This window comes from Streptomyces sp. JH14 (genome assembly GCF_029428675.1).
In the GTDB taxonomy this organism is placed as follows: domain Bacteria; phylum Actinomycetota; class Actinomycetes; order Streptomycetales; family Streptomycetaceae; genus Streptomyces.
In genome coordinates this window covers 3,325,538-3,345,548 of the sequence record NZ_JAJNEL010000001.1, presented here as the reverse complement: position 1 = coordinate 3,345,548, position 20,011 = coordinate 3,325,538, and the positions used below count along the sequence as shown (strand labels likewise).

Genomic DNA, 20,011 nt, shown 5'->3' with positions numbered 1-20,011 from the left:
GTCGACCTCACTCCAGGTGGTGGTCCGGTTACGCCCTCCCGGCCATGCGGATCACGGCGCCGCGGCGTCGATCGCCTTCACGATCCGCTTGTCGGAGACGGGGTACGCGGTGCCCAGGGCGTGGGCGAAATAGCTGACCCGGAGCTCCTCGATCATCCAGCGAATGTCCAGGACCTCCTGCGGAACAGGCCTGCCCTGTGGCATCTGTTCGAGCAGCCAGGCGTACTCGTCCTGCATCTCGTGGACCTTCTCCATGCGCGTGGTGTCGCGCTGGACGGCCGTCGGCATCTGCTGGAGCCGGCGGTCCGCGGCGACCAGATAGCGCATCAGGTCGGGCAGCCTGCGCAGCCCGGTCGCGGTGACGAATCCCGGCGGTACGAGGGCCGAGAGCTGGTCCCGCACATCGGTGACGTTGTTGACCAGGACGAGGCTGCCGGTGGCCTTCAGGCGCCGCTCGCAGGCCTGCCAGGCGGCCAGTACCTGCTGGACCTGGGCGACCGTGTGCTCGGTCAGCGCGACGAGGTCGGCGCGGACCTTGTCGTACAGCTTCCGGAACGACTCCTCGTCCCAGGCCGGCCCGCCGTGCGCGGCGATCAGCCGGTCCGCGGCCGCGGTCGCGCAGTCCTCGAACAGCGCCTGGATGGAGCCGTGCGGATTGCGCGACAGGGCCAGCTTCTGCTGGTTCGTCAGCTTGTCCGAGGCGAACTTGGCCGGGTTCACCGGGATGTTCAGCAGGATCAGCTTCCGGGTGCCGCGCCACATGGACTGCATTTGCTCGGCCTCGGTGTCGAAGAGGCGCACGGCCACGGTCTCGCCCTGGTCGACGAGCGCCGGGTACGCCTTGACCGGCTGGCCGGCCCGCCGGGTCTCGAAGACCCGGTTCAGGGTGCCGATCGTCCAGTTCGTGAGGCCCGACCGCTCGATGGACTCGCCCGACGGGCCCGCAGTGGCCGCAGCGGCCTTGGAGAGGGCCTGGCGGGCCTTGGGGCGCAGCTGCAGCTTCAGCGCCTCCAGGTCCTTGTCCTCTGCCACCCTGCGGCGCCGCTCGTCGACGATCCGGAACGTGATCTTCAGGTGGTCCGGGATCCGGGACAGGTCGAAGTCGTCGGCGGAGACGGGGACGCCGACCATCCGCTGGAGCTCGCGCGCGAGTGTGGCCGGCAGCGGCTCCTGCAGGGGCACCGCCCGGTCCAGGAACTTGCCCGCGTAGTTCGGCGCGGGGACGTAATGCCGGCGGATCGGCTTGGGCAGGGACCGGATCAGCTCGGTGACGACCTCTTCGCGCAGACCGGGGATCTGCCAGTCGAAGCCCTCTGCGGTGACCTGGTTGAGCACCTGGAGCGGGACATGGACGGTCACGCCGTCCGCGTCCGTACCGGGCTCGAACTGGTACGTCACCTTGAACTTGAGCTTGCCCTGCCGCCAGGAGTCCGGATAGTCGTCCTTGGTGACGGCCCCGGCCTTCTCGTTGATGAGCATCGAGCGCTCGAAGTCGAGCGCGTCCGGCTCGTCGCGGCGCTTGTGCTTCCACCAGGAGTCGAAATGCGCACCGGAGACGATGTGCTCGGGGATCCGCTGGTCGTAGAAGTCGAAGAGCGTCTCGTCGTCCACGAGGATGTCGCGGCGACGGGCGCGGTGCTCCAACTCCTCGACCTCGCCGAGAAGTTTGCGGTTGTCGTGGAAGAACTGGTGGTGCGTCCGCCAGTCGCCCTCGACCAGTGCGTTCCGGATGAAGAGATCGCGGGACGTCTCCGCGTCGATACGGCCGAAATTGATCTTGCGCTGGGCGACGATCGGTACGCCGTACAGCGTGACCCGCTCGTACGCCATCACGGCCGCCTGGTCCTTCTCCCAGTGCGGCTCGCTGTAGGTGCGCTTCAGCAGATGCTGGGCCAGCGGTTCGATCCACTCCGGCTCGACCTTGGCGTTGACCCGCGCCCACAGCCGGGACGTCTCGACCAGCTCGGCCGACATCACGAACCGCGGCTGCTTCTTGAAGAGCGCCGACCCCGGGAAGATCGCGAACTTGGCGCTGCGCGCACCCAGGTACTCGTTCTTCTCGGTGTCCTTCAGCCCGATGTGCGACAGCAGCCCGGCCAGCAGCGAGGTGTGCACCGCCTGCTCGGGCGCGTCCTCCTCGTTCAGATGGATGCCCATCTGCTTGGCGACCGTGCGCAGCTGCGCGTAGATGTCCTGCCATTCGCGGATGCGCAGGAAGTTCAGGTACTCCTGCTTGCACATCCGGCGGAAGCTGGACGAGCCGCGTTCCTTCTGCTGCTCGCGGATGTACCGCCACAGATTCAGGAACGCCAGGAAGTCCGACGTCTCGTCCTTGAAGCGGGCGTGCTGCTGATCGGCCTGCGTCTGCTTGTCCGAGGGCCGCTCGCGCGGGTCCTGGATGGAGAGCGCGGCGGCGATCACCATGACCTCGCGCGTGCAGCCGTTGCGGTCGGCCTCGATGACCATGCGGGCCAGGCGCGGGTCGACGGGCAGCTGCGAGAGCTTGCGTCCCAGCTGCGTCAGCCGCTGTCCCTTCCTCCCCTCCCCGGGGGACTTCTCCTCCAGGTCGAGCGCGCCGAGTTCCTGGAGCAGCTGCACACCGTCGCGGATGTTGCGGTGGTCCGGCGGGTCGATGAAGGGGAACTTCTCGATGTCGCCGAGGCCGGCCGCGGTCATCTGGAGGATGACGGACGCCAGGTTCGTGCGGAGGATCTCGGCGTCCGTGAACTCCGGGCGGGTCAGGAAGTCGTCCTCGGAGTACAGCCGGATGCAGATGCCGTCCGACGTACGGCCGCAGCGGCCCTTGCGCTGGTTGGCGCTGGCCTGCGAGATCCGCTCGATCGGCAGCCGCTGGACCTTGGTGCGGTGGCTGTAGCGGGAGATGCGGGCGTTGCCCGGGTCGATCACGTACTTGATGCCGGGGACGGTCAGCGAGGTCTCGGCGACGTTCGTCGCCAGAACGATCCTGCGGCCGGTGTGGCGCTGGAACACCCGGTGCTGCTCGGCGTGCGACAGGCGCGCATAGAGCGGGAGCACCTCGGTGTGGCGGAGGTTCTTCTTGTTGAGGGCGTCCGCGGTGTCGCGGATCTCGCGCTCGCCGGAGAGGAAGACCAGGATGTCGCCGGGGCCCTCCGACTGGAGCTCGTCCACGGCGTCGCAGATCGCGGTGATCTGGTCGCGGTCGGAGTCGTCGCCCTCTTCCTCCAGGAGAGGCCGGTAGCGCACCTCGACGGGATACGTACGGCCGCTGACCTCGACGATCGGCGCGCCCGGCGGCTCCGCGCCGCCCGTCATGTCCACGGCGGCGACGCCACCGAAGTGCCGGGCGAAGCGCTCCGGGTCGATGGTCGCCGAGGTGATGACGACCTTCAGGTCCGGGCGCTTGGGCAGCAGCCTGGCCAGATAGCCGAGCAGGAAGTCGATGTTCAGCGACCGCTCGTGGGCCTCGTCGATGATGATCGTGTCGTAGGCGAGCAGCTCGCGGTCCGTCTGGATCTCGGCGAGCAGGATGCCGTCGGTCATCAGCTTCAGGAACGTGGCGTCCGGGTTCACCTGGTCGGTGAAGCGGACCTTCCAGCCGACCGCCTCGCCGAGCGGGGTCTTCAGCTCGTCGGCGACGCGCTCGGCGACCGTACGGGCCGCGATCCGGCGCGGCTGGGTGTGCCCGATCATGCCGCGGACGCCGCGTCCCAGCTCCATACAGATCTTCGGGATCTGCGTGGTCTTTCCGGAGCCGGTCTCACCGGCGACGATCACGACCTGGTGGTCGCGTATCGCCTCCAGGATCTCGTCCTTCTTCTGGCTGACCGGAAGCTCTTCCGGGTACGAGATGGCGGGCAGCCGAGCGGCGCGTGCTGCGAGCCGCTCGGCTGCCTTCCCGGCCTGGGTGGCGATCTCGTCCAGCACGGCCTGCCGGGCCTCGGGCTTACGGATCCGGCGCGCCCCTTCGAGGCGGCGGCCGAGCCGGTGCGCGTCGCGGAGCGAGAGCTGTCCGAGCTGGGACTGGAGATCGGCAAAGGAAGTAGACATACGGGTCCCAGGATCGCACCCGGGCCCGAGGAACGGCGAACCTATTTCGCGCGGTCTGCGTCACGGCCGGGGTGACTGCACGGAAGTGCGGGATCACAGTACGTACCATTTCGGGCAACCGGTCCTGTGACTCCCGGCTCCCGGTCCTCGCAGACCCCTGTGCACGGAGAATTCCACGCCCATGCCTCACGCCCCCTCGTCGAAGCCGTCCGCCAGGAAGCCGCTGCTCTACGGCTGCGGCGTCGCCCTCGCCGCCGCACTGCTCGGCTACGCCTCCTACCGGGCCACCGACCCCGGCCACCGGCCCGCCGTCTCCCCGTCGGCCGTCGATGCCACCGCCGGCCCGGCCGCCGGCGTCGTCCCCGAGCTGGTGAAGCTCGCCCGCCGCGATCCGGGGGACAAGCTGGCGCGGGGACGGGCGGACGCGCCGGTCGTCGTCATCGAGTACGCAGACTTCACGTGCGGCCACTGCGCGAGGTTCGCCCGGGACACCGAACCCGCCCTGGTGAAGAAGTACGTCGACAACGGCACCCTGCGCATCGAGTGGCGCAACTTCCCGATCTTCGGCGCCGAGTCCGAGGCCGCGGCGCGCGCCGCCTGGGCCGCCGGACAGCAGGACCGCTTCTGGCAGTTCCACGCCGCCGCGTACGCCGAAGGGGTCAAGGAGAAGGGCTTCGGCAAGGCCAGGCTGACGGCCCTCGCGCGCCAGGCGGGGGTGGCGGACCTCGACCGGTTCGCACGCGACGCGGACAGCCCCGCCGCGCGGGCGGCGGTGAGCAGGGACCAGGCAGAGGCGTACGGCATCGGTGCGACCTCCACCCCGTCGTTCCTCGTCAACGGGCGCCCGATCGTCGGATACCAGCCGGTGGCCGTCTTCGCACAGGTCATCGAGGCGGCGGCCGGCGGGACCGGGAACACCGAGGACGCCAAGGGCACCGACAAATGGCCTCGGACACCGGTCACTTCGCTCCTGGCCTGAACTCCCCGGAGCGGGAAGAGGCCTGACACGACGAAGGCCCCGTCCGGTGGACGGGGCCTTCGAGTGGTGGCTGGGGCCGGGATCGAACCGGCGACCTATCGCTTTTCAGGCGATCGCTCGTACCAACTGAGCTACCCAGCCACGCAGCGCATAAGAGCTGCAGCGGTCCTGACGGGATTTGAACCCGCGGCCTCCACCTTGACAGGGTGGCGAGCACTCCAAACTGCTCCACAGGACCAAGCAATGTGCGAGACAAGTCTCGCACACGTTAAAGCGTGCCCCCAACGGGATTCGAACCCGTGCTACCGCCTTGAAAGGGCGGCGTCCTGGGCCACTAGACGATGAGGGCTAAGGGCCCACCTGCGCGCTTTCCAGCGCGTCGGGGACGTGAGAAGCATATGGGATGGGCGGAGGTAACGCCAAAACGGTTTACGGCGAGGTCGTCGGAGTCGTCGGCGAAGGGCTCTCGTTCGGGGTGTTCTCCTCCGGCAGATGGCGGCTGACCTCGGCCGTCGTCAGGCCGAGACCGCCGAGCGTGATCTCGTCCCAGGCCTGCAGACGGCGCGTTGCGCGGTCCAGATAGAGCACCGATGCGCGCACCGGCTCAGGCTTCCTGCTCTGCAGGGCGCGCAGCCCGCCGCCGCCCGTGGAGCCCTCGACCTTGAGCCGGGTGCCGAAGGGCATCAGTTCGTTCTGCCGGTGGTGCACATGGCCGGCGAGGACCAGGGGAACCGTGCCGTCCGTCTCGCGGGCCGCGTCCGGCTCGTGGGTGACGGCGATGTCGGCCGGGGTGCCGGCCTGCTCCTGGGCGCGCAGCGCGGCGGCGAGCCGCATGCCGGCCAGCCGCTCGGCGGCCGCGCCCTGGGCGGGCAGCGAGCGGTCCGGGGTGAACTGGGGGTCCCCGATACCGGCCACTCGCAGCCCGCCGACGTCCACCGCACGGCCGTCGTCCAGCACATGCACGTTCCTGAACCGCTTCAGGTAGGTCTGCGTGAGGCGCGAGTCGTGGTTGCCGCGGACCCAGACGTAGGGCACGCCGAGGTCGCGGACCGGGTCGAGGAAGCCGTTCTCGACGGCGGAGCCGTGGTCCATGGTGTCGCCGGAGTCGATGATCACGTCGATGTCGTACTGCTGGACCAGCGAGCCGATGATCTGCCAGGCCACGGGGTTGAGGTGGATGTCCGAGACATGCAGGACGCGGAGGGTGGCGGGGTCCGGCCGGTAGACGGGGAGCGTCGACGTGGCGTCGTACAGCTTGGTCACATTGGTGACGAGCCGGGCCAGTTCGCGCTGGTAGACGTCGAAGTCGGTGACGATCGAGCGGGCGTCGCCGACCACCGAGGGAGCGCTGGAGAGCAGTCCGGAGAACTTCGGTTCCAGGACGGACTTCGGGTTCCAGGTGGCGTACGCGCTGACGCCGGACGCGGCCAGGAGCGCGAGCGCGAGCCCTCCGGCGGCGAGGGCGCGGCGCGGGCGGCGGTAGACGGCGAGGCCGAGGGCGGTGGCACCGGAGACGACGGCGACGCAGGAGCGCACGGCGAGATCGCGCGTACCGGTGGAGACATCCGCGCCGACCTCCTCCTGGAGGCCGGAGAGCCGCTCGGGGTGCTGGACCAGTGCCTCGGAGCGCACCGGGTCGAGGCGGTCGACGTCGACGTCGAGGCGGACCGGGGCGATGTGGGAGCGCAGCTCCAGGGTGCCGAGCGGAGCCACATTGATCTTCGTGCCGCCGGTGAGGGAGGGGCGTAGGGCCATCGTGGTGTCCATCGGCCCCACGGGCGTACGGACATTGCCGACGATCAAAAGGCCCAGCCAGGCGCCGAACACGACGACGGCTATGAGGCCCAGGGCGCGGGCGTACGGGTGCGGGGTGGGGGCCAGGGTGGTGGTGCTGCTGGCGGTCGCGGAGCGGTAGGGGTGGCGGATGCGGGCGACTGCGGTTGCTATTGCTGCGCGGAACGGGTCGCGGGGCATTGGGCGCGTATGCCCGGGTAAGGCTGCGGCCATGCGGGGCGCGAGGTGGCGGGAAGTGGCGGTCAGGAGCCGGGCGGGCCGGGTTACGTGACAATGGCGGGGTGCTGGAGATGACGCGCGAAGAGTTCGAGGAACTGGTCGCCGAGGCCCTGGACCGCATTCCACCGGAGCTGACGCGGCTGATGGACAACGTCGCGGTGTTCGTCGAGGACGAACCGGACCCCGGCGATCCGGAACTGCTGGGGCTGTACGAGGGCACGCCGCTGACCGACCGCGGTGAGTGGTACGCCGGGGTGCTGCCGGACCGGATCACGATCTACCGGGGCCCGACGCTGCGGATCTGCGAGTCGCGCGAGGATGTGGTCGCCGAGACCGAAATCACGGTCGTCCATGAGATCGCCCACCATTTCGGCATCGACGACGAGCGGCTGCACGCGCTGGGTTACGGCTGATCCGCGGGCACGCGGAAGGCCCGGGAGCGGGGCGCGGCGGGGTGCGGAGCCCTTGGGGCCGGGGGCGGCCGGGTGGGTGGGGGAGTCCGGCGATCGGGGTTCGGTGGGGCGCAGGGCGTGTCCCCGGCGGGGGAACGGGAGTTGGGCACAGTGCCCCCCTCCATGTCCCTGCCCGCCTCTCTTCGCTCCCCGCCTCCCGGAGGTGCCACCCGTGCGCCAGATGTCCGCCTTGTCCGTGCCCGTTCGATGGGCAGCCGTCACCGCAGTGACGATCGCCGCGTCCACCGGCTGCATGAGCATCAGCGACGACGGCGGGAAACCGGTCCCGTCGCGGTCGGCCCGGCCCGAGGGGGCGGCGGCCGAGCCGGACGGTTCCACCACGGGCGGCGCGGGGTGGGCCCGTACCGGCCGTGGCAGTGGCGCCGAGCCGCACTTCGACCGGGAGACCACCGGATCGCCGGACCCGAGCGCCTCTGCGGGCAAATCGGCCGGCCCCGGCGGCGGGCCGGCGAGCGCCGGGTCCGGTGATCCGGCACCGACACGGGGCGGGCACCTGCCGATGCCCTCGGAAGCGGGGTCCGGCGGGCCGCAGCAGTCGGCGGGGCCGTCGTCGGAGCCGTCGGGACCCTCCGAGCCGTCCGGGCCGGCCACGCCGGAGGCGCCGAACTCGCCCGCCCCCTCGGATCAGCCGCCGGGGCCGTCCGATTCACCGGCCGCGCAGCTCCGCAACAGCGCGATGGGTGCGCCGGGCCGACTGGAAACCAGGCGGACTCCCGAGGTATCACCGCAGGTGGGGCCGGTGTAGAGCCGGCCTCGGGGCGCGGTCGGGAGAGTGCGGTTTGCGCAATGTGGGTGAGAGTGCGTATGGTAGTAGATCGTTTGATCCCATTGCCCGGCGCCGACACAGAAGAGCGCCGTGTGGCGCGTACTCTCCCTTGCCGTGGCTGGACCGCATTGAGGCGGTCGAAATTGCGAATCACGGAGTTATGGGCGCGTGCCGAGACTCCGGAAGGTTTCGCATTTCGCATGTCCAATTTCAGCTCTGACAACACCGTCATGCCCGAGAACGACGAGATTGTCACCGACGCCGAGGCCGTAGTGGCCGAGGCCGCCGAGGTGTCCGAGTCGACCGAGATCGTCGACTCCGCCGAGGCCACCACCGACATCACCCCCGCCGACGACGCGGACGCCGAGCCGACCGTCACCTTCGCGGACCTGGGCCTGCCCGAGGGCATCGTCCGCAAGCTCGCGCAGAACGGCGTGACCGAGCCCTTCCCGATCCAGGCCGCGACCATTCCGGACGCCCTGGCCGGCAAGGACATCCTGGGCCGCGGCCGTACCGGCTCCGGCAAGACGCTCTCCTTCGGTCTGCCGACCCTGGCCACGCTGGCCGGCGGCCACACCGAGAAGAAGAAGCCCCGCGCCGTCATCCTCACCCCGACCCGTGAGCTCGCGATGCAGGTCGCGGACGCGCTTCAGCCGTACGGCGACGTGCTCGGCCTGAAGATGAAGGTCGTCTGCGGCGGTACGTCGATGGGCAACCAGATCTACGCGCTGGAGCGCGGTGTCGACGTCCTCGTCGCCACCCCGGGCCGGCTGCGCGACATCATCAACCGGGGCGCCTGCTCCCTGGAGAACGTCCAGGTCGCCGTGCTCGATGAGGCCGACCAGATGTCCGACCTGGGCTTCCTGCCCGAGGTCACCGAGCTGCTCGACCAGGTTCCGGTCGGCGGTCAGCGCATGCTCTTCTCCGCCACGATGGAGAACGAGATCGGCACGCTGGTCAAGCGTTACCTGAACAACCCGGTGAGCCACGAGGTCGACAGCGCCCAGGGCAACGTCACGACCATGACGCACCACGTCCTCGTCGTGAAGCCGAAGGACAAGGCGCCGGTCACCTCCGCCATCGCCGCCCGCAAGGGCCGCACCATCATCTTCGTCCGTACCCAGCTGGGTGCCGACCGCATCGCCGAGCAGCTCGTCGAGGCGGGGGTCAAGGCGGACGCGCTGCACGGCGGCATGACGCAGGGTGCCCGTACCCGCGTGCTCGCCGACTTCAAGGACGGTTACGTCAACGCGCTCGTCGCGACCGACGTCGCCGCCCGCGGTATCCACGTCGACGGCATCGACCTGGTGCTGAACGTGGACCCGGCCGGTGACCACAAGGACTACCTGCACCGCTCGGGCCGTACCGCCCGCGCCGGCAAGTCCGGTGTCGTCGTCTCGCTGGCGCTGCCGCACCAGCGCCGCCAGATCTTCCGCCTGATGGAGGACGCGGGCGTCGACGCCTCGCGCCACATCGTCGGCGGCGCGGGAGCGTTCGACCCGGAGGTCGCCGAGATCACTGGCGCCCGTTCGCTGACCGAGGTCCAGGCCGACTCCGCGAACAACGCCGCCAAGCAGGCGGAGCGCGAGGTCGCCGACTTGACGAAGCAGCTGGAGCGCGTCCAGCGCCGCGCCGGTGAACTCCGCGAGGAGGCAGACCGTCTGGTTGCCCGTGCCGCACGCGAGCGGGGCGACGACCCCGAGGCGGCAGTGGCCGAGGCCGCCGCTGAGGCGGAGGCCGCGATCGAGGCCGTCGTCTCCGTGCCGGAGCAGCCGGCCGCGCGTGACGACCGTCGCGACGACCGGGGCAACTTCGACCGCCGCGACAACCGCGGTGGCGACCGCCGGGACGACCGTGGTGGATACCGCGGCGGTGACCGTGGTGGCGACCGTGGTGGTTTCCAGCGTCGTGACGACCGTCCGTCGGGTGGTTTCCGTCGTGACAACGACCGTCCGTCGTTCAACCGCGACCGTGACGACCGTCCGTCGTTCAACCGGGACCGTCGTGACGACCGTGGCGGCGACCGTGGTGGTTTCCAGCGTCGTGACGACCGTCCGTCGGGTGGTTTCCGTCGTGACAACGACCGTCCGTCGTTCAACCGGGACCGTCGTGACGACCGCGGTGGCGACCGTGGTGGTTTCCAGCGTCGTGACGACCGTCCGTCGGGTGGTTTCCGTCGTGACAACGACCGCCCGTCGTTCAACCGCGACCGTGACGACCGTCCGTCGTTCAACCGCGACCGTCGTGACGACCGCCCGTCCGGTGGCTTCCGCTCCGGTGGCAGCGACCGTCCGTTCAACCGCGACCGTCGTGACGACCGCCCGTCGGGCGGCTTCCGCTCCGGCGGCAGCGACCGCCCGACCGGCCGCCGCGACGACCACCGTGGTGGCACGGGCACCGGCACCAACACCGGTTCCTTCGGCCGCCGCGACGACAAGCCGCGCTGGAAGCGCAACGGCTGAACATAGCTGATCCGTCAGGCCGAAAGGCCCTGCCCGATGCACCGCATCAGGCAGGGCCTTTCGGCATTTTGTGATCAGGCCATGCCAACGCGTGCATCCGCTGATAGCCTCCGCTTCCTATGTGCGTGGTTCTGACACACGTACCTCCACACGTACTTTCTTGTTTCCCGTGTCCACGCACGGGACCACCAGAGGGCCCCACACCTCTTCGCTGCCCGGAACGCGCCATGGCGCCTTCCGGCCTCCGCAGATTTGGGGGGTCCCTCTGTGGGCCGTCATGTCCTGGCACGCCCTCGTACGATCCGAAACGTCGCTACTGCAGTGGGTGTCGCAGCTGCTCTTGTCGGGATCCTGGGGCCGCTGGGCGGCCCGGCGGGCGCCGCAGTTCCGGCGCCCGAGGCGGTACTCGAGGCAGCCACGAGAACGATCAGCCCCGGCTATCCCGTGGTTGCGGGACGCACCGGCTTCGCGTACCGGAGGGCCGACGGCGGCTATCAGTGGACGGACTACGCGAGCGGTGCGACGTCCGAACTGCGCCTGCAAGGCATTACCTTCATGCCCGTCAACACCATGTCGGACGTGATCGCCTATCCCGTCACCGCCGACACGATCAATGTGGTCGATGCGCCGGACGGTGCCACCCGGACTGTACAACTGCCCCCGGGATTCAAGTATCTGACGGCTCATGGTGAGACGGTTGTGGCCGTCGCGACGACTGGAGAAGCGGCAGGGGAGTGCCACCTCTTCCGCTTCGACGGCCCGGTTCTCACCGAGCGCAAGGTGCTCGGGCTGCCGTCCGGCGCCGTCTGCACCGCTTCCTTCACACCCACATACGGGATCGGGGACCCTTCCAGCACGGTCGTCGGGTACGTGGCCGGAGAAGTCCATCACTACGGGCTCGTCGACCTGGACGAAGCCACGTCCACCGAACTGCCGTTCACCGGCCGTCCGAAGAACATCCAGATCACCAAGGACTCCGTGTCCTGGTACGAACTCGCGTCCAAGAGCGTCAAGGTGCTCTCCCGCGCCGATCTGCAGGCAGTCCCTCGAAGCGTGCCGATCGTCAATTCGGTCAACGCGAGTGCGGGGGTGACGACGTTCCTGCTCGGCGATCAAGTGGTCTCGATGAATGACGGGAACGGTGTGCTCACCGCCAGAGCCCCCGACGGCAAGGCCACCAACTTGCTCGCCTTCGCATACGCGGATCGCGCGCTGCCGGGCCCGGACGGCAGTCTGCTCGTCCTGGGCCGTGGCCCCTCGGGTGACTACGCCGTACACCGTTTCACCGTGGGCCCGGACGGCGCACCCCTGCGCAGCGAAGTCCTGACCGTGCCGTGGCAGCCGTCCCGGAGCGCCAGGCTCGCCCTGGCCGGGAACCGGCTCGTCACGTACGAGACGGACCCGGCGGGCACGGGCATCGGCTTCTTCGAGCGGCAGCCGGCCCTGACGGGCACACCGACGGTGAGCGGCAGCACATATCTCGGGGCATCCGACTGGTACCGCACGGTATGCAAGGAGGCGCAGAGCTGCCCGGAGCTGTACCCGGCAGCTGACGGCTCCGCCGTATACACGACGCTCGAGGACAACGGATACCGGATCCACGTGGTCGACAAGGACGATCCCGCCCCAGGAAGTCACGTGACCGTGGGCGCCGCAGCGCCGAGGGTCTACGGCGTGTCCGGCCACTACATCGCCTACGGGACGGGGGACGGTACCGCGGCACGCACCGAAGTACGCGATCTGGACTCCCTCGAGGTGGTGCGCACAGCGCCCGCCGGGGCCTCCGCCCTCTGGGGCAACACGCTTTGGCAGCTGTCCACGGCGGGCAAGCTGACCGCCACCGACGTAGCGAAGGGCACGGTCACCCGCACGCTCACCACCGGGGCATCCTGCGCAGCTCCTGCCCTGCAGGCTTCCGCGCGGTACCTCTACTGGGAGTGCGGTGCATCGCCGAGCGCCGCCGGAGTCGTCGATCTCGCCGACGGAAAGGCCAGGACGATCGGCGTCGGCGCCACTCCCGGCCGGCTCGGCGACGGTTTCGTCTCCCGACTGGACGCCGACGACCGGGTTGTTGTCACGGACCTCACCGGCGCGTCTCCCGCCGACCTGGTGATGGGAACGGCCAACTCATCCGTTCCTGGGGTCGGTTGGACGGCCGACCCGCACAGTGACCTCGTGGCATATGCCGGTAAGGATCAGAAGGTGCATCTCGCGCCGACCGGGATCGGTTCGGCCCCCCTCGCCCAGATCGACTCGTCGGTGCCGACCACCAGGAATGTGGAACAAGAGGGCCTTCACTGGACCCCGAAGTGGTGGCTGTCGAAGGCGGCGGGGTCATGGAAGCTGTCGCTGAAGAACAAAGCCACGGGCATCACGGTGGAGACGCTCTCCGGAGGGGAGACCCGCGGGCTGATCGAGGCCTCTTGGTACGGTGTGCCATCGGCCGGCCACCCTGTGGCCAACGGCGCCTACACCTGGACGCTGACGGCGCAGCCCGCGGACGGTGTCGGAGCGGCGCTGACGAAGTCGGGGACGGTACAGGTGACGGGCGGCAGCGCGGTGCCGCGCGACTTCGTGAAGAGTGACGGGTTCGGTGATCTGCTGGCGTTCACGTCGGCGGGTGTGGCCGACTTCCGCGGCGGTACGGGTACGGGCCTTGTGGATGCGAAGGTGTCGGGGTCGGGTTGGACCGGTGCCAACACGGTGACGTCGGCGGTGCCGTTCGATGATGTGAGCGGTGACCACCGGTGCAATGACGTGCTGGTGCGGGTGTCGAGCGGTGAGCTGCGGGCGTACAAGCCTTCCTGCGGGGGCGCGCTGAAGTCGTCGACTGCGTACACGAAGGTCGGTGCGGGCTGGAATGTCTATGACGTGCTGACCTCGCCCGGTGATCTGACGGGGGACGGTCGCGCGGATCTGCTGGCTCGTGAGACGTCGACCGGTTACCTCTACCTGTACGAGAGTGCGGGTGCCGGTGTCTTCAAGTCGCGCGTGAAGATCGGTACGGGCTGGAAGGGCTACCTTCTCGCCGGGGCCGGTGATCTGAACGGTGACGGCAAGGGTGACCTGCTGGCGCGGGACACGGCCGGGGTGCTGTGGCGTTACCCCGGGACCGGCGCCGGAACCCTGGGGCCCCGGGTGAAGGTCGGCGGGGGCTGGCAGATCTACAACTCCCTGGTCGGGGTGGGTGATCTGAGTGGTGACGGCAAGGCCGATCTGCTCGCCCGGGACACGTCCGGGGTGCTGTGGAGCTACCGCGGTGACGGCAAAGGGCTCTTCGCGACGCGGATGAAGGTCGGCGGCGGCTGGCAGATGTACTCCCGACTCTCCTGAGTTCCCCGCCTTGTGATTCGGGGCCCGTACGACACCGGCTCGGTGGCGTACGGGCCCTGGTGCATGGAACGGGCGTATGAGCGGCGCGTTGAACGGGTTCGAAAAACCTTCCGTTGCTGATGAGGCCGCTGGTAAGGTCTGCCCACTTGCATGGGGGCGGTGTGGTTGGGGGGCCTTCTCGCACACTCTGCTCGGCATTTCCGCCGAGTGCAGACGCCGCTGATTTCCCATGCCTCTCAGATGTATCAGGGGAGGACCCGAGTGCCTCGTAGCGCTCTTCTACGTCATTCCGTTGCGGCTGTCGCCGCAGCGACCCTTCTTGCCGGTATCGGCCCGCTGTCGTCGACGGCGGCCGCCGCCCCGGTTCTATCGACGCCGGCCGGTGCCGCCGCAAGCCTTGACCCGTGGGCGGCGTCCGCGGCGCTGACGGACGGCACGGCGATCCAGTATGTTCTCGACGTCAGGACGGCCAAGAACGGAGCCGTCGTCACCCTCTGGAACCGCATACCCGGCGACCACAGCAAGCGCGAACTCGTCGTGTCGGTGCGCCCGGCCGGCAGCGGCACGTGGGGAGCGCCGCACGTTCTCACGACTACGGCGTATGAGCGCGGCAACGCGGAGCTCGTCGTCTCGGCCGACGGTTCCGTCACGGCGGCGTGGGTGGAGTATCCGAACGACATCCTGAACTACCAGGAAAAGCCGGGTGCTGTGTTCCGGATGGCCGTGCTCGCGGCCGGCGCCACGACCTGGTCCACCCCGGTCGACATCGTGACCGACCCGGACAACATCCAGGGGGGCAAGCTGGTTGGTTCGCCGTCCGGGACTCTCGTTGCGGTGTGGAGGCGCAACTCGGAACGCTCGTCCGCGCTGTACTCCTCGGTCCGTGAGGCGCCCGGCCAGGCCTGGTCGGAGCCGGCCCGTCTGGACGAGGAACTTGCGGACATGGAGATCGTCTCCGATCCGGAGCTCGTCTACTCGGACCAGGGCACGGCGACCGTGGCCTTCACGCAGTACGGTGCAGGCAGCTATGCGATCAAGGTTGCCGACCGGGCCCACGACGGGACGGGCTGGACCAAGCCGGTCACCGTCTCCGACCCGAACGCTGACACGAGCAATCCCACGCTGACGCTCGGCCAGGACGGCCGCTCCACGCTGGTCTGGACGACTTTGGAGTCCCCGGAGGGCGGCGGGACGACCGAGGTGTTCGCCCAGCGTCCGGCCGGAAGCCTGGTCTGGGGAGCCCAGGAGCCGATCAACGGGTTCGCGACCGGCGGCTGGCGCAAGGTCGCCGTCGGCCCCGAGGGCGATGTCACCGTGCTTGGGGTCGCCTATGCCGAGGGCTCCGGCTTCAGAGCCCTGACCGCCACCCGGTCCGCGGCGACCGGCAACTGGTCCGCCGTGAAGACCCTTTCCACGGGCTCCGCGACGGAGGACCAGTTCGATCTCGCGGTTGGTTCCGACGGGAGCGCGCACGCGGTGTGGAGCCAGAGCGGCTCGTCCCGGAAGACGATGACGTCTTCCCGGGTGAACGGTGTCTGGTCCGCGGCCCCGACGGCGCTGAGCACCAACACCAGCGGCTACGCCATTGGGCAGATCACTGTCGGCGCCGACAACCGCCCCGTCGCCGTGTGGGCGCAGTCCACCGGTGACTTCACCACCCAGGTGCGTGCGGCCACCACCGCCCCTGTGAAGCCGCTCCCCAAGTGGCGTGACTTCAGCGGCGACGGCAAGGGCGACCTGCTCGCACTGACCTCGGGCGGGACGCTGACCGTGCGCACCGGGTCGGGCGCGGGAGGCCTCGGTACGGGCGCCTCGGCGACCGGCTGGCCGGCAACGTCGATGGTCGTTCCGATCGGGGACCTCTCCGGAGACCGGTGCAACGACCTGCTCGTGCGGAACTCCGCAGGTGTGCTGACTCGGTACGACGGCAGTTGTGGGAAGGCCTTCTCTCCGAGCGGGACGCGGCTGACGATCGGCAGCGGCTGGAACATCTACAACGCGCTCACGTCGCCGGGCGATCTGACGGGCGACGGCCGGACGGACCTGGTGGCCCGCACGCCGGCCGGCGAGCTGTGGTTGTACGCCGACAACGGCGCGGGCAAGCTCGCACCGCGCGTGAAGATCGGCAATGGCTGGCAGATCTACAACACGGTCATCGGCGTCGGGGATCTGAACGGCGACAAGTTCGGCGATCTGCTGGCCCGGGACACGGCCGGCGTGCTGTGGCGGTACAACGGCACCGGTAAAGGCACGTTCGCGACCCGGGTGAAGGTCGGCGGCGGCTGGCAGATCTACAACACGCTCGCGACCGTCGGCGACATCACCGCCGACGGCAAGGCGGACCTGGTCGCCCGGGACACGGCCGGCGTGCTGTGGCGGTACAACGGGACCGGCGCCGGCACCTTCGCCGGACGGGTGAGAATCGGCGGCGGCTGGCAGATGTACAAGACCCTGTCCTGACGTGTGACCTGATGTTCAGGGCCCGTACGACTGGTGGTTGCCGTACGGGTCCTGAGCCTTTGAGCGGGTTCGAAACCCCCTGTCAGGCTGTCCGAGGCTGCTGTTAAAGTCGCCGCATCTGCTCGGGGGTGGTGGTGCGAGCGGTAGCAGCCGCACCACGAAGGCCACAGTGCGTCCACTGCGGGCCTCCCCTCGTGCCATGTGTCCTGGGGAGGGACTTTCACATTGACTCGCTCATCCAGCGGGTGGAGAAGCCGGCGCGCGTCCGGCCGTATCGCCCTCTTGGTCACCCTGGCGGTCACCGCCGGGGTCGGTGCGACCGCCACGGGGACGGCCGTCGCCGACACGTCCGGCGACACCGTCGTGGTGAAGCCGGGAGCACGCTTCGTGCCCCGCGCCACGCGCGTGCTCAACGCCGGTGAGACAGGCTTCCTGACGGCGCAGGAAGGCGACGACCGTCTGCGCTGGATCGACTACGCCACCGGAGCGGCCACCGTTCTGGCCGACCGGCTTCCGAAGCCGCTCGAGTACGACGTCGAGGCAGGCCGCCCCGTCGGCACCTGGCCCACCGGCTTCGGCCACGGGTCCGACACCGTGGCGATCTACTCGGCGACCCCGAGCCCGCACGTCACGCTGCAACAGGGCGCGGGCGGCGGGGCGACCACCACCGTGCCGATTCCGGAAGGACAGTCGTACGTCGAGACGTACGGCACGACCGTCATCACCCGCACCGGCACCGAGAAGGCCACGACGAGTCTCCATCTGCTGCGGGCGGAGGCCGGCGGGGTCAAGGAGCAGCGGCTGGAGGGGCTTCCCGAAGGGTGGAGCCTGACCATCTCGGAGGGTGACACCCGGTCGGTCGTCGTCCGGGGCATCCTCTGGGAAGGCACCACCATGAAGAATGGCTGGTGGCTCGTCGACCTCGCGAGCGGACAGATCAGGGCGCTGGACGCCCACGCCCACAGCGTCACCCTCGGCAAGGACACCCTTCTGCAGGTGGGCCCGGGGGATGGCACCGGCGACGTCGCCGAGGTGTTCGACCGGAACGATCTGACGGCCCCGCCCCGCGTGCTGGACATCAGGAACTTCTACGCCGACTCGTTCCGCATGCTCGGGAACTCGCTCATCGGCGCCCCCTCCCTCAACGGTGGGGACAACGAGTACCGCGGGCAGCCGCTACGCCGTCTCTCCGATGACGGCGAGACCACCGAGGAACTGCTGGCTGTCGCCCGCACCGACCTCTCCTGGGCGCCGGACGGCTCCGTCCTGGTCGCCGGTGCCGAGAGGCGGACCGACTACGGTCCGCTCGACTGGGGCTACTACCGGTTCACGGCCGCCGCCGACGGCACCGTGACGCGCAAGCGCGTCGCCGACATCGAGGACATGCCCGCACAGCCCGCAGGCATCTCCCTGGGCAGCGGCATTCTCACCACGGCCGACGACTCGAACCTCTTCCAGCCGAACACGTACATCGGCGGCTACCGCAGTACGTGGCTCAAGACCTCTGGCCGTCCCGAGGAGATCCGGACGACGGTGGACGGGCTCACCAGCGGGCGGGAGGCGGACTGCGGATGGACGGACGGCTCCTACTGCGTCACCATGCTCGCGAGCGGCGACGGACACCACGGCCAGAAGGAGGGCACCGAGCAGGCCGACGGCAAGACCAAGACGATCCTCTTCCCGAACGGGACCGCGAACTGGGGGCCGAGGCTCACCACCGGCATGCACACCCCGGAGCTCGTCGACCTCTCCGGCCGGTTCGGGGTCGTGAACGAGGCGTCGGGCGGCAATCAGGCGATCGTCGAGTTCCAGGGCGCCGATTCCGGCGCGGTGGTGGAGAACCGGTCACAGACCACCGCGGCGGTGTGGGGCAACACATTCTGGAGTGGCCTCAAGGACTCGCCCACGGTGTCCTCGAAGACCCTGCCGGCAGGCGCGGCGGGTACTTCCTTCACCACGCTCAACAAATGCGTTCCCAGCGAGCTGCAGGCCGTGGGCCGCTGGGTGTACTGGGAGTGCCGGGACAACTGGTTCAGGGGCGCCGGCGTCTACGACCGGCAGACCGGGCGTTCCGTGACGGCGCCGGACGCCAAGATCCTCCTTGCCGACGGCTACTTCGTCGCGTACACGGAGGAAGCCGGACTCACCCTCTTCGATCTGCACAACGGCCTGCCGACCAGCGGCGCGTACGCGAATCTGACCAACCGCCCGCTGGTGAGCGCGGCGGACCTGGGCAAGGGCGTGGTGCGTCGCGCCGGCTGGACCGTCGACCGCTTCGGCGGCCACGTCGCGTACACCGGGGACGACCGGCGGGTTCGCATCGTCCCCACGGGTGTCCCGGCCTCGCCGCTCTCGGTGATCGACACGAAGGCGCCCGGAACCTCGCTCGACATGCGGGCGGCCGCTCCGAGCTGGGCGGGCACCTGGTGGCTGTCCAAGCCGGCCGCGTCGTGGCAGGTCACGGTGAAGAACACGGCGTCGGGCCAGGTCGTGCGTACGGTCGCCGGCGGAGAGGCCCGCGGCACGGTCAGCGCCACGTGGGACGGGAAGGACGCGGCGGGCAAGATCGTCGCCAACGGTGCGTACACCTGGACGCTGTCGGCCAAGCCGGCCGACGGCCAGGGTGCGGCTCTCGCGGTGTCGGGTTCGGTGAAGCTGACGGGTGGTGCTGCTGTCCGTCGTGACTTTGTCGGCAACGACGGTTTCGGTGATCTGCTGGCGTTCACGTCGGCGGGTGTCGCGGACTTCCGGGGTGGCACGGGCAACGGGACCGGCACGGTCAGTTCGAAGGTGTCGGGGTCAGGTTGGACCGGTGCCAATGAGGTGACGGCGGCGATGCCGTTCGACGATGTGAGCGGCGACCGGTGCAATGACGTGCTGGTACGCGTGAAGAGCGGTGAGCTGCGGGCGTACAAGCCGGCGTGCGGTGGGGCGCTGAACTCCACGACTGCGTACACGAAGGTCGGTGCGGGCTGGAACGTGTACGACGCGCTGACCTCTCCCGGTGACCTGACCGGGGACGGCCGGGCGGATCTGCTGGCCCGTGAGACGTCGACGGGTTATCTGTACCTGTACACGAGCAAGGGCACGGGTGCCTTCAACGCCCGCGTGAAGATCGGTACGGGGTGGAAGGGCTACCTCCTGGCCGGTGCGGGTGATCTGAACGGTGACGGCAAGGGCGACCTGCTGGCGCGGGACTCGGCCGGTGTGCTGTGGCGATACGCCGGGACCGGTACCGGCACGCTCGCGACCCGGGTGAAGGTCGGTGCCGGCTGGCAGATCTACAACTCGCTGGTCGGTGTGGGCGACGCGAGTGGTGACGGCAAGGCCGATCTCCTCGCCCGGGACACGGCCGGTGTGCTGTGGGCCTACCGGGGTGACGGCAAGGGTCTCTTCGCGACGCGGGTGAAGGTCGGTGCCGGCTGGCAGATGTACAAGACCCTCTCCTGACGTGTGACCCCATGTTCGGGGCCCGTACGACATCGACTCGGTGTTG

General features: G+C 69.5%; 8 protein-coding genes and 3 tRNA genes. 6 read left to right on the top strand and 5 right to left on the bottom strand.

Annotated elements, in window-relative coordinates:
• Positions 1-51 precede the first annotated feature (51 nt).
• Entirely contained in the window at positions 52-4,029 is a 3,978-nt protein-coding gene (hrpA, locus tag LRD69_RS14990) for an ATP-dependent RNA helicase HrpA (RefSeq protein WP_277327069.1), read from the bottom strand.
• 181 nt (positions 4,030-4,210) lie between these two features.
• Between hrpA and LRD69_RS14985 the strand changes: the two genes are divergently transcribed.
• Complete coding sequence (locus LRD69_RS14985) at positions 4,211-5,008, top strand: DsbA family protein (protein ID WP_277327068.1); 798 nt, start codon at positions 4,211-4,213, stop codon at positions 5,006-5,008.
• 64 nt (positions 5,009-5,072) lie between these two features.
• Here the strand turns inward: LRD69_RS14985 and LRD69_RS14980 are convergent.
• The 4 genes from LRD69_RS14980 to LRD69_RS14965 all read right to left on the bottom strand — a co-directional run bounded on the left by LRD69_RS14980 (position 5,073) and on the right by LRD69_RS14965 (position 6,982).
• Positions 5,073-5,149 (bottom strand) — tRNA-Phe (locus tag LRD69_RS14980).
• A gap of 22 nt (positions 5,150-5,171) precedes the next feature.
• Positions 5,172-5,246: transfer RNA gene (locus LRD69_RS14975), tRNA-Asp, on the bottom strand.
• Between the two features lie 38 nt (positions 5,247-5,284).
• A tRNA-Glu gene (locus tag LRD69_RS14970) sits at positions 5,285-5,357 on the bottom strand.
• An 80-nt stretch (positions 5,358-5,437) separates the two neighbouring features.
• Positions 5,438-6,982 (bottom strand): metallophosphoesterase, encoded by a 1,545-nt coding sequence (locus tag LRD69_RS14965; protein WP_277327067.1) that lies wholly within the window; start codon positions 6,980-6,982, stop codon positions 5,438-5,440.
• 101 nt (positions 6,983-7,083) lie between these two features.
• Here LRD69_RS14965 and LRD69_RS14960 point away from each other — a divergent pair, with 101 nt between their 5' ends.
• The 5 genes from LRD69_RS14960 to LRD69_RS14935 all read left to right on the top strand — a co-directional run bounded on the left by LRD69_RS14960 (position 7,084) and on the right by LRD69_RS14935 (position 19,965).
• A complete protein-coding gene (locus tag LRD69_RS14960; protein ID WP_277327066.1) occupies positions 7,084-7,434 on the top strand; it encodes a metallopeptidase family protein in 351 nt (116 codons plus the stop codon).
• Between the two features lie 1,026 nt (positions 7,435-8,460).
• Entirely contained in the window at positions 8,461-10,722 is a 2,262-nt protein-coding gene (locus LRD69_RS14950) for a DEAD/DEAH box helicase (RefSeq protein ID WP_277327065.1), read from the top strand.
• A 321-nt stretch (positions 10,723-11,043) separates the two neighbouring features.
• Entirely contained in the window at positions 11,044-14,055 is a 3,012-nt protein-coding gene (locus LRD69_RS14945) for an FG-GAP-like repeat-containing protein (protein ID WP_277327064.1), read from the top strand.
• 261 nt (positions 14,056-14,316) lie between these two features.
• On the top strand, positions 14,317-16,515 hold the full coding sequence (locus LRD69_RS14940; protein WP_277327063.1) for a VCBS repeat-containing protein: 2,199 nt from the start codon (positions 14,317-14,319) through the stop codon (positions 16,513-16,515).
• Between the two features lie 282 nt (positions 16,516-16,797).
• On the top strand, positions 16,798-19,965 hold the full coding sequence (locus tag LRD69_RS14935) for an FG-GAP-like repeat-containing protein (protein WP_277327062.1): 3,168 nt from the start codon (positions 16,798-16,800) through the stop codon (positions 19,963-19,965).
• Positions 19,966-20,011: the final 46 nt, after the last annotated feature.